We start from the raw sequence: 11408 nt of genomic DNA on the forward strand, positions 1-11408 counted from the left end.
CGCGATGGGTGCCCGACTCGACTATCTTACCGGCATCCATGACCAGAATCTTATCGGCCTTCTTTATGGTAGCCAAGCGGTGCGCAATGATGATTGAGGTCCTTCCCTCGGTAATTCGATCGGTCGCTCGTTGGATCAAACGTTCTGAATAGGTATCGACCGATGAAGTGGCCTCATCCAAAATAAGAATGCTCGGGTTACTGACATAAGCCCTTAGAAAAGCGATTAGTTGCCGCTGCCCACTCGACAACATAGATCCGCGTTCTTTTACATTGAATTGATACCCCCCCGGAAGACTTTCAATGAACTCATCTACCCCAATTTGCTGGGCGGCCTCCTTTATGGCCTCCAGATTTACGTCGTTGTTTTTCAAGGAAATATTATTGGCGATGGTATCGGCAAAAAGAAAGACATCTTGCAGTACCACGGCGATATGGGCACGTAATGCAGCCAACTTATAGGCTTTACAATCTACCCCATCAATCAGAATCTGTCCTGAATGTATCTCGTAAAAGCGATTCAATAAGTTGATGATGGTCGATTTCCCTGCCCCGGTCGCCCCGACGATGGCAATGGTTTCCCCGGCCTTGACCTCGAAAGATATTCCGTGCAGCACCTCTTCGTCCTCAACATAACCGAAACGGACATTCAAAAATTTGATATCGCCCTTTACATGGGCATCCCCATAGGTCCCCGAATCATCCACCATACTTTCCGTATCCAAAATGGAAAATACCCGATTGGCAGCCACCATCCCCATTTGCAGCGTATTGAACTTATCTGCAATTTGCCGTAATGGCCTAAAAAGTATCTCAATACACAGGATGTAGGCAAATATAGTACCGGCCTCATTAGACGAGATATTGGCCACATTCATAAGGCCCCCGTACCAAACCACTAAACCAATGGCCAACGAAGTAACGATCTCAGCCACGGGGAAGAAGATAGAATTGTACCATACCGTCTTCAACCAGGCCTTCTTGTGCTTTTCATTGATTTCGCGAAATTTTTCACTCTCTATACGTTCCCGTGTAAATAACTGTACGATTTTCATCCCGGCAATCCGCTCTTGAACAAAGGAGTTTAAATTGGCGACTTGCGCCCGAACCTCAATAAAGGCAACCTTCATGGCCTTTTGGAACAAACGGGTGGCATACAAAATCAAGGGAAGTAGGGCAAATACGATCAATGCCAATTTCCAGTTCAAATAAATCATCAACGCGGCAGCGGCGAACATCTTCAGCAAATCGGCCACGATAACAAAAAAACCTTCACTAAAAATCTCTCCGATACGTTGCATATCGGCCACGGCCCTTGTAACCAAGACGCCAAGGGAAGAGTTGTCAAAATAGGTCATTCTAAAATTCAGCATATGCCGAAATAGTTTGATTCGCACATCCTTTATCACCGACTCCCCCAACCAATTCGCATAATAATTAAATAGCAATTGAAAGATGACCTGTGCCAATAAGACGACCAGCATGGCCACAACCAAAAAGAGCAATTTTTCCGCATAGGATTTCATGATGGCGTCATCGATAAGCATCCGCAGTAAATAGGGCGTCATCACCGCAAAGGCCGATAGCAAAATCGCCGAAATGGCCACCCCATAAAAAGTGAGCTTATAGGGTTTGGTGTACCGTAGAAGACGCTTAAACAACCCTGTATCAAATGCTTTTCCTGTTTCTTTACTCATGTATTCCTATTGTGACTGGGTATACAATTTTCGTCAAATATAGTCCTTTTGCAGGGACAGAGGCTCCTGCCAGAGATCTATCCTTGCCCTCTATAATTGTGCTTACATCCTTCAAATTCTTTTTCCCAATACCCACATCGAGCAGCGTACCTACGATGGCCCGCACCATGTTTCGAAGAAACCGGTCTGCGGTTATCGTAAATACCAATGTGTCGGTATCCAAGGTCCATTGCGCTTTGGTAATCCGGCATAGGTAGGTATGCACATCGGTATTCGATTTTGAGAAGCATTCGAAATCATCATAAGCCATCAATAACTTGGCCGCTTCGTTCATCGCATCAATATCCAATGCATACCTGATATAATGTGCCCTATCCGCATAAAACGGATTTTTCCTTTGTGTTATCCAATACGCATAGGTCCTTCCCAAAGCGTCAAATCGGGCATGGGCGTCTTTGGAAACCCGAAAGATATCGGCAATCGCAATATCATCTGGCAAAAAGGCATTCAAACGAAATATCAGGTCTTCAAAACCGAAGTCGCCCTCAAAATCAAAATGGGCATACATCTGTTTGGCATGTACCCCGGCATCGGTCCTGCCAGCACCGGCCATAGCGATGGGCTCCCCCAAAAGCTTTGATATTGCATCTTCCAACACTTCCTGTACCGTAATGGCATTGGGCTGTCTTTGCCAACCATGGTATGACTTTCCAAAGTATGAAAAAACGATAAAATATCTCAAGTGAATGGTCTATTTTTGTGGCGTTCAAAGATACTCCGTTCCATCTAAAAAGAGCCCTTAAAGACTACTTTTTAAGCTTAATTTAAGTTTTATGACCAAAATTCTTTTACTGTCAGATACCCATGGGCATATTGACGATGCCATCCTGAAATATGCACGACAGGCAGATGAAGTTTGGCATGCGGGCGATATCGGCAGTTTAAAGGTAACCGACACCCTCGAGAAAATAAAACCGTTGCGCGGGGTCTATGGAAATATCGATGATCATGTGATCCAAAAAGAATTTCCCTTACACCAACGCTTCCTATGTGAAGGGGTCGATGTTTGGATGACGCATATAGGGGGATATCCCCCGAGATACAACAGTACGACCATCAAAGAAATAAAGGCGAATCCCCCAAAATTGTTTATTTGTGGGCATTCACATATTTTGAAGGTCATGTGGGACAAGCCCCGAGGAATACTTCATATGAATCCTGGCGCTTGCGGCAAACACGGATTTCATCAGATGCGCACCATGCTCCGTTTTGTAATCGATGGAAAGGACATCAAAAATTTGGAGGTCATTGAACTGGGCAAACGGTAAAAATGACCTAGTTTTGAAAATACAACCCTACGAAAAATAGTATAGATGCCAAGTAGTTACCCCTTGGGAGTACGGTTGAAAATTTGGAAAGCACATGGGCCTAGCAGAAAATTACATCAGAATAAATAAGGAGTTGTGGAACAATAGAACCGATTTTCATTTGAAATCCGATTTTTACGATCTCGATGGGTTTTTGAATGGAAGGTCCTCCTTGAATGCTATAGAGTTGCAATTACTGGGTGATGTGAGAGGCAAAAGTATGCTGCACCTACAATGTCATTTTGGGCAAGACTCCATTTCATTGGCAAGACTCGGAGCCAATGTTACGGGCGTTGACCTCTCTGATAAGGCTATTGACCAAGCGAGGGAACTTTCCAAAAAGTGCGGTGTGAACATTGAATTTATCAATTGTGACATTTATGAATTGCCCAATTTTTTAAATAAAAAATTTGATATTGTTTTCACGAGTTATGGCACCATTGGTTGGTTGCCCGATCTCAATACATGGGCACAAATCGTATCCCGGTTTTTGAAACCGAATGGGAAATTCGTCTTCGTGGAGTTTCATCCGATAGTATGGATGTTTGATGATGATTTTACCAAAGTGGCCTATAACTATTTGAATACCGGACCTATTATCGAAACACAGAAAGGCACTTATGCCGATAAAAATGCGGATATAGATCAGGAGTATATTTCTTGGAACCACGGTATTAGTGAAGTGGCAAACAGTTTAATACAAAACAATCTGGAAATACGTTCCTTGGGTGAATATGATTATTCACCCTATAACTGCTTCAACAAGACCATCGAATTTGAACCCCATAAATATCGGATTGAACATCTGGGAAATAAAATTCCCATGGTTTATTCGATGTTATGTACTAAAAAGAGCGGGTAAGAACGCATAAAGTGCCTTATACCATGGCGGAAAAAAACGTAAAAACCCTGATGCTTCCATCAGGGTTTACGCACTAATACTACTAAGATGTTAGGTTTAACGCAAACGATCCACAGATTTTACAAGATCCTCATCCTTCTTAATAGCCCTGTTGGCCAGGACCAAAAAAACGATAGAAAATACAGGAATCAACATCCCAATACCCTTCTCAGAAACCGAGGTTTCTCCGGATAAGTTTAGCGATCGGTAAACGAAAAATCCTAGTAAAAAAAGATTCAATATGATGTTCAATCTGTTCAGAACAAATTGATTTTGTCGTTTCTTGAATAGGAAAACAGCAATCAGGGCCAAAGCACCCGACACGTAAAAAAGCAATGAGATCCATATGTCGTTTTGGGCATAAAATTCCTTCCCTTTGCTATCGAGCCAGAGATAGGCCAAAAAAGGAGCCGCCCCTCCCAATAAGGAGACAATGACAAGATAAATGGACTGAATTCTTTGAATCATTGCTTTTAAAACGATTTTGAAGGGCAAAAATACATGTCTTTTAAAAAATATCCCCGAATTAATGAAAATAATTTGTAATATTGTTGCGTTATTAGTTATATCACTTACCAATACGGGGATTCTTCCCTTAGTAAACCCAAATAACAATACACTTCTTAATTGTCTAAAGACGTATAATTTATACCACACTTAATGTTTGAGATTTCAGATTTAAAATCAAAAAAGCTTCCTGAACTCCAGGAAATAGCGAAAGGGCTTAAAGTACCTAAATTCAAGACCTTGAAAAAATTAGACCTAGTCTATCAAATTTTGGACGTACAAGCCGCAAACCCAAAAGCTACGGAGGTAATCGCCTCGGTTATCCCAGAAGTCAAACCAGCAGATCGCCCTGTAAGACCCCGAGTTTCCCCATCAAAGAAAACAGAGGATGTAGAGACCGAGAATAAAGTGCAGGAAGCCCCTTCAGCCATTGAAAAAAAGCCTAGGAAACCGCAAAAAGAAAACAAGAGGCCAAACCCGAGGGCAGCCACGGGCCAAAATACCAAAAAAGAACACCAAAAAGAGCATACAAAAGGTCCGAACCCATCGAAAAGCCCTAATGTGAGCAAGGCGCATCATCAAAAAAACGGTCAGGACAAACGCAATAGCAATTTCGATAAAGATTTAAAGAACCGCTATAAGGAACCTGAATACGAATTCGACAGTATCATTGCAAGTGAAGGGGTTCTTGATATCATGCAGGATGGATATGGTTTTTTAAGGTCTTCGGATTACAATTACCTATCATCCCCAGATGATATTTATGTGTCACAATCCCAAATCAGATTGTTCGGACTTAAAACCGGTGATACGGTTTTAGGTAATGTACGCCCCCCAAAAGAGGGTGAAAAGTACTTTCCGTTGATCAAGGTGAACAAGATCAATGGTATTGATCCACAGGTCGTACGTGACCGGGTATCCTTTGAGCACCTGACCCCATTGTTCCCACAGGAAAAATTCAATCTTTCAGAGCGTCAAAGCAGTATCTCGACGCGTATTATCGATTTGTTCTCCCCCATTGGAAAAGGACAACGGGGCATGATCGTTTCCCAACCGAAAACGGGAAAAACGATGTTGTTGAAAGACATCGCAAATGCCATCGCTGCAAACCACCCAGAAGTTTATCTGATTGTTTTGCTTATCGATGAACGTCCTGAAGAGGTAACCGATATGCAACGTAATGTACAAGGAGAGGTTATTGCCTCTACCTTTGATAAGGAAGCTACCGAACATGTACGGGTAGCCAATATAGTATTGGAAAAAGCGAAACGTTTGGTCGAATGTGGCCATGACGTCGTTATCCTCTTGGATTCAATTACGCGATTGGCACGTGCCTATAATACGGTACAACCAGCCTCAGGAAAGGTTTTGAGTGGTGGTGTTGATGCCAATGCGTTACATAAACCAAAACGTTTCTTCGGAGCTGCCCGTAATATTGAAGGTGGTGGCTCATTGTCGATCATTGCAACCGCATTGACCGATACCGGCTCTAAGATGGATGAGGTTATCTTTGAGGAATTCAAAGGTACCGGTAACATGGAACTTCAATTGGATCGAAAAATTAGCAACCGAAGAATATTCCCTGCAATCGATCTTACGTCCTCAAGCACGCGTAGGGATGACCTATTGTTGGATGAGAATACGATACAACGTATGTGGATCTTGCGTAAATACCTCGCGGACATGAACCCCATTGAAGCTATGGAATTCATAGAACAGCGCATTAAACAAACCAAGAACAACGAGGAGTTCTTACTGACCATGAACCAGTAGACGTTCCAAAAGAAATGAAAGTACAAATCCCTTCGGTCCTCGACCGAGGGGATTTTTTTTGATGATCGACCTACATCGATCTAATACCCCCCAATGCTACTTCGTAATGTTATTTTAATATCTTTATAAGGCAATAAATGTCCTCCCCCACTTTTTTGCATGAACATTTTATAACCTAAAACCCTTGTTATGACCAAAACAAAAAATTTCCTGTGCTTATTTTGTGTGCTTTCCCTTAGTGTTCTTAGCTTCTCAAGTTGTGAGGAGAAAATGGAAAAAGAAAATGAAGATCACCCCGAGGTTCTGGCCCCTGTCCAAATCGTAGCGATTGATCATGCCAAAGAAATGTATGATTTCTATACCGATAGACGGGTGCCCTTGATCCAACGCTACGAAGATTCGATCAATCGCACCAAACCCAACGATAAAGTACGTCAGGAAAAGAAAACCAAGGCGGATTCGGGGTTTGAAATCGAGGGGGAAAAATTTGACGTAGCCCGTTATGTTTCCTATGATTACGAAACCATAAAACAGTATTTGGCCTATATAGAACAGGAAGCCAAAAAGGCCAATGTCGAGATTTCGGGGTTGCGATTCTATTTTTCGAACTATCCCGATAAACCATTTTTCAACAATGACAATAAGGATTCAATACTACATCCAAGGCAGAATTCGGTGATGCTATCACCAACCTTAAAGAAAGATAATCGGGAATATCTGTTTTATATTGGAGGCACCGAGGCAAAACAGGAAGCTGTGCTGCTTACAGATAGTTTTGGCACGGTCAAAACAGATAAAATGGGTGCTACCTTTACCCATGACAACTTATCATATGCCTCTTTTATGCCCAGTCTAACCAACAGTACCATAAATTCAACCTTGAATTCATCATTCTATGCCGGTTCAAGTTTGACTATGAATAAGGGCACTGCAGCACCACCACCTTATGAACCAGAAGATTAAGCTTGTTCTTGAATGTACGAATTTTTAAAAGATAATTTTTTTATCCCCCTATACGCGATTACCTTGGTAGTTTCCTTGCTTCGCTACAATCGTTATTACAGCACTAGTGTCCTGAAATACCTACCTATGTTGATCGCGTACACCATGGTGTCGGAAATACTGGGATACTTTATTCGTGACTTTGATAGCTTTCAAATTGTTTATGGGGAGAAGTACCAATACGCCAACTATATCATCTTCAATATATATGATGTGGTATTCTTTTTGTATTTCTACGTTTTATACTGGAAAAACATAAAACATAAGGGGTATAAAGAGATTATAAAATACGGTGGCGTTGTTTATATCATAGCGACTGTGATCAATCCATTTTTTCAAAATGTCCTGATTTTTCCGCAAATCTATGCCTCAACCATTGGCTCGATCGTATTGATCCTAACAATTTTTCTGTATTATCATGACATCAGGGGACAAAAACAAAAGAAGTATAAACTATTGGTATGGATCAGTTACGGCCTTTTGGTTTTTAATCTTTTCTTTCCCATGATTTCGATTTTGGCATATTATGATTATACCCTTTATAAAGAATTAAACCTAAAGCAATTCCATTACCTGCTCATTGTAATTACGTACGCTTGCTTTATTCTAGGTTTTGTTTTAATGCGACCGACCCGCAGTACAGGGGATGATCAATAGGCACACCGCAGCGTCGGCAGCCCTAATCGTAATGATATATAAGGAAATGCGACGTGCGAAACTCCCACTATAGAACGAAAAAAGCCCCAACGATTACTCGTCAGGGCTTTCTTTTAAAGTTTATAAGCGTGCTTACAAAGCGGCAATATGCTTCGCTAACTTACTCTTTAGGTTTGCAGCTTTATTGGCATGGATAATGTTCCGTTTTGCCAACCTATCGATCATACTGACAACTTCAGGAAACAACTTCTCAGCATCTTCCTTTTTCTCCTCACCACGCAACCTCTTGATTGCATTACGGGTAGTTTTGTGCTGGTACCTGTTGCGTAAGCGAACAGCTTCATTTCTTCTGATTCTCTTTAATGCCGACTTGTGATTTGCCATCTTCTCTCTAAATTATGTTTTTAAGACAATTGTCTCTTTAATTGGTAGCCCGTAGGGGAATCGAACCCCTGTTACCAGGATGAAAACCTGGCGTCCTAACCCCTAGACGAACGGGCCGTTTTAAAGGTTCGAAGTTAGAAATACGAAGTACGAAAATCAGTCTTAAAATTCCCACTTCTTAAATCGTACCACTACCCTCTAACTTCCCTTGTAGTCCGTAGGGGAATCGAACCCCTGTTACCAGGATGAAAACCTGGCGTCCTAACCCCTAGACGAACGGACCATTACTTTGCACAAAATGCGGATGCAAAAATACAATTATTTTTAACTATCGCAACACCTGCTTATTATTTTTTTACGGATTCCTGAAGATAAGGAATCCTCAAACTACATATGCAAGGTTTTGCAACCCTATTAAAGCCATATTTTTAGGAACATAACCCACTATGTACCCTAGTAGGCCTTGGCGAACAATACCCTACGGACCGATGGTTCACCGGTAACCATACAACGACCGGGGGTGGTATCGCCGCTAATAGGGATACAACGGATCGTAGCCTTGGTCTCTTCCTTGATCTTATCCTCCGTTGCCGTTGAACCATCCCAATGGGCCGCAATGAATCCGCCTTTTCCTTCCAAGACGTTTTTAAACTCCTCATAGGTGTCGACTTCGGTAATATGCGCCTGTCGATAATCAAAGGCTTTTTTGTATATATTCTTCTGAATATCGTCTAAAAGGAATTCTATTTTGGCTACCACCGCATCCATGGGAACGGTTTCCTTTTCAAGGGTATCGCGACGGGCAACCTCATAGGTGCCATTTTCCATATCGCGCTGACCAATGGCCAAGCGTACTGGAACCCCTTTCAATTCGTATTCATTGAATTTAAAGCCGGGCTTTTGTGTATCCCGATTATCATATTTAACCGAAATACCTTTAGCCCGCAACTCCTTTACCAAAGGCTCGACTTTTTCGGAAATGGCCTCTAATTGATCAAGACCTTTGTATATGGGTACGATGACTACCTGTATCGGTGCTAGTTTTGGAGGCAATACCAATCCGTTATCATCGCTATGGGTCATGACCAAAGCACCCATCAATCGGGTAGACACCCCCCATGAACTTGCCCAAACATATTCTTGCTTCCCTTCTTTGGTAGCGAATTTCACATCAAAGGCTTTTGCGAAATTCTGCCCTAGGAAATGCGAAGTGCCCGCTTGCAAAGCCTTACCATCCTGCATTAATGCCTCGATACAATAGGTCTCTATCGCCCCTGCAAACCGCTCGCTTTCCGTTTTTACCCCCTTTATGACGGGCATGGCCATATGGTTCTCCGCAAAGTCGGCGTAGAGATCCAAGATCAATTCCGCTTCGGCGATAGCTTCTTTTTCGGTAGCATGTGCCGTATGGCCTTCTTGCCATAAGAACTCAGCCGTTCGCAAAAAAAGCCGGGTACGCATTTCCCAACGCACTACATTGGCCCATTGATTGATCAATAAGGGTAAATCGCGGTACGATTGGATCCATCGCCTATAGGTATCCCAAATGATGGTTTCAGACGTAGGCCTAACGATAAGTTCTTCCTCCAATTTCGCATCGGGATCCACGATGATGCCACTACCATCCTCGGCATTCTTTAAACGATAGTGGGTCACGACCGCACATTCCTTTGCAAACCCTTCTACATGGCTCGCCTCCTTACTCAAATAGGATTTTGGTATGAACAACGGGAAATAGGCATTCTCATGCCCGGTTTCCTTGAACATCCGATCCAATTCCGCCTGCATTTTTTCCCATATGGCAAAGCCATATGGCTTGATGACCATGCAGCCTCGAACCCCGGAATTTTCAGCTAAATCAGCCTTTACAACGAGCTCGTTGTACCATTTGGAATAATCCTCCTCTCGCGTAGTCAATTTTTTACCCATTCGATGTAGTTTGGCACAAATCTTGTGCTAATGTTAACAAAATAGTTCGGTAAAACTAACTATTTTTAATATGTTCAACAATAAAAATTGAAACCATGATACATTCTCTACCCCATCAAGGAATTCGCACTATGGCACTTTTCGCCTTTCTAGGCATTTTCGCCACTTCATGCGGTTCCTATCAGCAAGCGTCTTATTATGATAATGACGGAATTTACGAAGATAACAATGTTCGTGTGGTTGAAAGGGCGCCACAACGAGTAGAGAAGAAAACAACTCACGATCCATACCAAGATTACTTTGGACAAAAGGCCGATGAGTATGGTGAGATATTGGATAGCGAGGTTTTTACGGATATCGATTCCTATTCAAGTGAATCGGAATATGACAGCATTCCACAGAAAGGGGATTTGACTGATTATTATCAACCTGAAAACGATTACGAAGGTTATGGCGGATGGGGTGATAATGCCACTGATGTAAGTATCAATGTATACAACAATGGTTGGAACAACTGGGGCTATAGCGCCTATGGATGGGGATATAACAACCCATGGTTATGGGACAGCTGGGGTTACGGAGCTTATGGAGGTTATGGTTGGGGCTGGAACAACCCATGGAGTTGGAATCGATGGAACAATTGGGGCTGGGGCGGATATTACGGATATGGGTACGGATACGGATGGGGTGGATGGTATTCCCCTTATTATGCCTATGGTTATGGCGCTTATGGGTATCCCTATTATAATAGGTTTTACGGAAATAGGCATGGTAACTATCGAAATTATGCACTCAATAATAGCCGCAGAGGCTATTATAACACCAATTCCCTAGCCAATAATTCGGTGAGGACCCTAAGGGGCCGATCTAATGTGAATACAAGGGGAACATCACCAAGATATCGAAGTAACAGCACCACAGCAAGAACGAGTGGTGTACGAAGCAACAGCACAACAAGGTCAAGTACCTATAGAAGCAACTCGACCTCAGCTAGAAGCAATTCGAGTACAGCACGACGAACTGTTGGTGTAGACCAAAACAGGGCCTACCGAACCAGTAGAAGCACAAGGGCCACCCCAAGATATAATTCTACTTCCAGGACTAGCCCCTACTACAGAAGCACACCTTCAAGGAGCGGCACGTATAACAGAGGTACAAGCGGTTCGAGAAGTACGCCTAGGGCAACGGCTCC

11 protein-coding genes and 2 tRNA genes are annotated in these 11408 nt (G+C 42.6%); 6 read left to right on the top strand and 7 right to left on the bottom strand.

Annotated features, from left to right (window positions below):
* Together WBM98_RS17920 and truA are read right to left on the bottom strand one after the other, a co-directional pair.
* A partial coding sequence (locus tag WBM98_RS17920; RefSeq protein ID WP_424367388.1) for an ABC transporter ATP-binding protein occupies positions 1 to 1696 on the bottom strand: 1696 nt, incomplete at its 3' end.
* Positions 1689 to 2438, bottom strand: coding sequence for a tRNA pseudouridine(38-40) synthase TruA (truA, locus tag WBM98_RS17925; protein ID WP_424367389.1), 750 nt, complete (start codon positions 2436 to 2438; stop codon positions 1689 to 1691). The genes truA and WBM98_RS17920, both read right to left, overlap by 8 nt.
* A 91-nt stretch (positions 2439 to 2529) precedes the next feature.
* Between truA and WBM98_RS17930 the strand changes: the two genes are divergently transcribed.
* Positions 2530 to 3024 carry a metallophosphoesterase family protein gene (locus WBM98_RS17930; protein WP_424367390.1) on the top strand — a complete coding sequence of 165 codons (495 nt, stop codon included), beginning with the start codon at positions 2530 to 2532 and terminating at the stop codon, positions 3022 to 3024.
* 94 nt (positions 3025 to 3118) lie between these two features.
* Positions 3119 to 3925 (top strand): class I SAM-dependent methyltransferase, encoded by an 807-nt coding sequence (locus WBM98_RS17935; RefSeq protein ID WP_424367391.1) that lies wholly within the window; start codon positions 3119 to 3121, stop codon positions 3923 to 3925.
* A gap of 96 nt (positions 3926 to 4021) precedes the next feature.
* Here the strand turns inward: WBM98_RS17935 and WBM98_RS17940 are convergent, their stop codons facing one another.
* Positions 4022 to 4432, bottom strand: coding sequence for a DUF4293 domain-containing protein (locus WBM98_RS17940; RefSeq protein WP_424367392.1), 411 nt, complete (start codon positions 4430 to 4432; stop codon positions 4022 to 4024).
* Positions 4433 to 4624: 192 nt separating this feature from the next.
* On the opposite strand from WBM98_RS17940, the gene rho reads away from it, so the two are divergent.
* From rho to WBM98_RS17955, 3 genes are all read left to right on the top strand, one after another.
* Positions 4625 to 6244, top strand: coding sequence for a transcription termination factor Rho (rho, locus tag WBM98_RS17945; RefSeq protein WP_424367393.1), 1620 nt, complete (start codon positions 4625 to 4627; stop codon positions 6242 to 6244).
* Positions 6245 to 6433: 189 nt separating this feature from the next.
* Positions 6434 to 7207, top strand: a complete 774-nt coding sequence (locus WBM98_RS17950) for a hypothetical protein (RefSeq protein WP_424367394.1) — start codon at positions 6434 to 6436, stop codon at positions 7205 to 7207.
* 12 nt (positions 7208 to 7219) lie between these two features.
* Positions 7220 to 7903: a hypothetical protein gene (locus WBM98_RS17955; RefSeq protein WP_424367395.1), complete on the top strand. Its 684-nt coding sequence runs from the start codon at positions 7220 to 7222 to the stop codon at positions 7901 to 7903.
* 132 nt (positions 7904 to 8035) lie between these two features.
* Here the strand turns inward: WBM98_RS17955 and rpsT are convergent, their stop codons facing one another.
* From rpsT to proS, 4 genes are all read right to left on the bottom strand, one after another.
* Complete coding sequence (gene rpsT, locus WBM98_RS17960) at positions 8036 to 8287, bottom strand: 30S ribosomal protein S20 (RefSeq protein WP_424367396.1); 252 nt, start codon at positions 8285 to 8287, stop codon at positions 8036 to 8038.
* Positions 8288 to 8329: 42 nt separating this feature from the next.
* A tRNA-Glu gene (locus tag WBM98_RS17965) sits at positions 8330 to 8404 on the bottom strand.
* Positions 8405 to 8498: 94 nt separating this feature from the next.
* A tRNA-Glu gene (locus WBM98_RS17970) sits at positions 8499 to 8570 on the bottom strand.
* 170 nt (positions 8571 to 8740) lie between these two features.
* Positions 8741 to 10216 (bottom strand): proline--tRNA ligase, encoded by a 1476-nt coding sequence (proS, locus tag WBM98_RS17975; RefSeq protein WP_424367397.1) that lies wholly within the window; start codon positions 10214 to 10216, stop codon positions 8741 to 8743.
* Positions 10217 to 10311: 95 nt separating this feature from the next.
* On the opposite strand from proS, the gene WBM98_RS17980 reads away from it, so the two are divergent.
* Positions 10312 to 11408: hypothetical protein (locus WBM98_RS17980; protein ID WP_424367398.1), on the top strand; the 1097-nt coding region annotated here is incomplete at its 3' end.

The sequence above is a fragment of the Maribacter sp. genome, from assembly GCF_049667165.1.
In the GTDB taxonomy this organism is placed as follows: Bacteria; Bacteroidota; Bacteroidia; order Flavobacteriales; family Flavobacteriaceae; genus Maribacter_A.

Excerpts from the sequence above, each read along its gene's own strand:
- WBM98_RS17955 (WP_424367395.1), top strand. The coding sequence starts at position 7,220 with ATGTACGAATTTTTAAAAGATAATTTTTTTATCCCCCTATACGCGATT.
- rpsT (WP_424367396.1), bottom strand. The coding sequence starts at position 8,287 with ATGGCAAATCACAAGTCGGCATTAAAGAGAATCAGAAGAAATGAAGCT.
- proS (WP_424367397.1), bottom strand. The coding sequence starts at position 10,216 with ATGGGTAAAAAATTGACTACGCGAGAGGAGGATTATTCCAAATGGTAC.
- WBM98_RS17930 (WP_424367390.1), top strand. The coding sequence starts at position 2,530 with ATGACCAAAATTCTTTTACTGTCAGATACCCATGGGCATATTGACGAT.
- WBM98_RS17940 (WP_424367392.1), bottom strand. The coding sequence starts at position 4,432 with ATGATTCAAAGAATTCAGTCCATTTATCTTGTCATTGTCTCCTTATTG.
- rho (WP_424367393.1), top strand. The coding sequence starts at position 4,625 with ATGTTTGAGATTTCAGATTTAAAATCAAAAAAGCTTCCTGAACTCCAG.
- WBM98_RS17950 (WP_424367394.1), top strand. The coding sequence starts at position 6,434 with ATGACCAAAACAAAAAATTTCCTGTGCTTATTTTGTGTGCTTTCCCTT.
- WBM98_RS17935 (WP_424367391.1), top strand. The coding sequence starts at position 3,119 with ATGGGCCTAGCAGAAAATTACATCAGAATAAATAAGGAGTTGTGGAAC.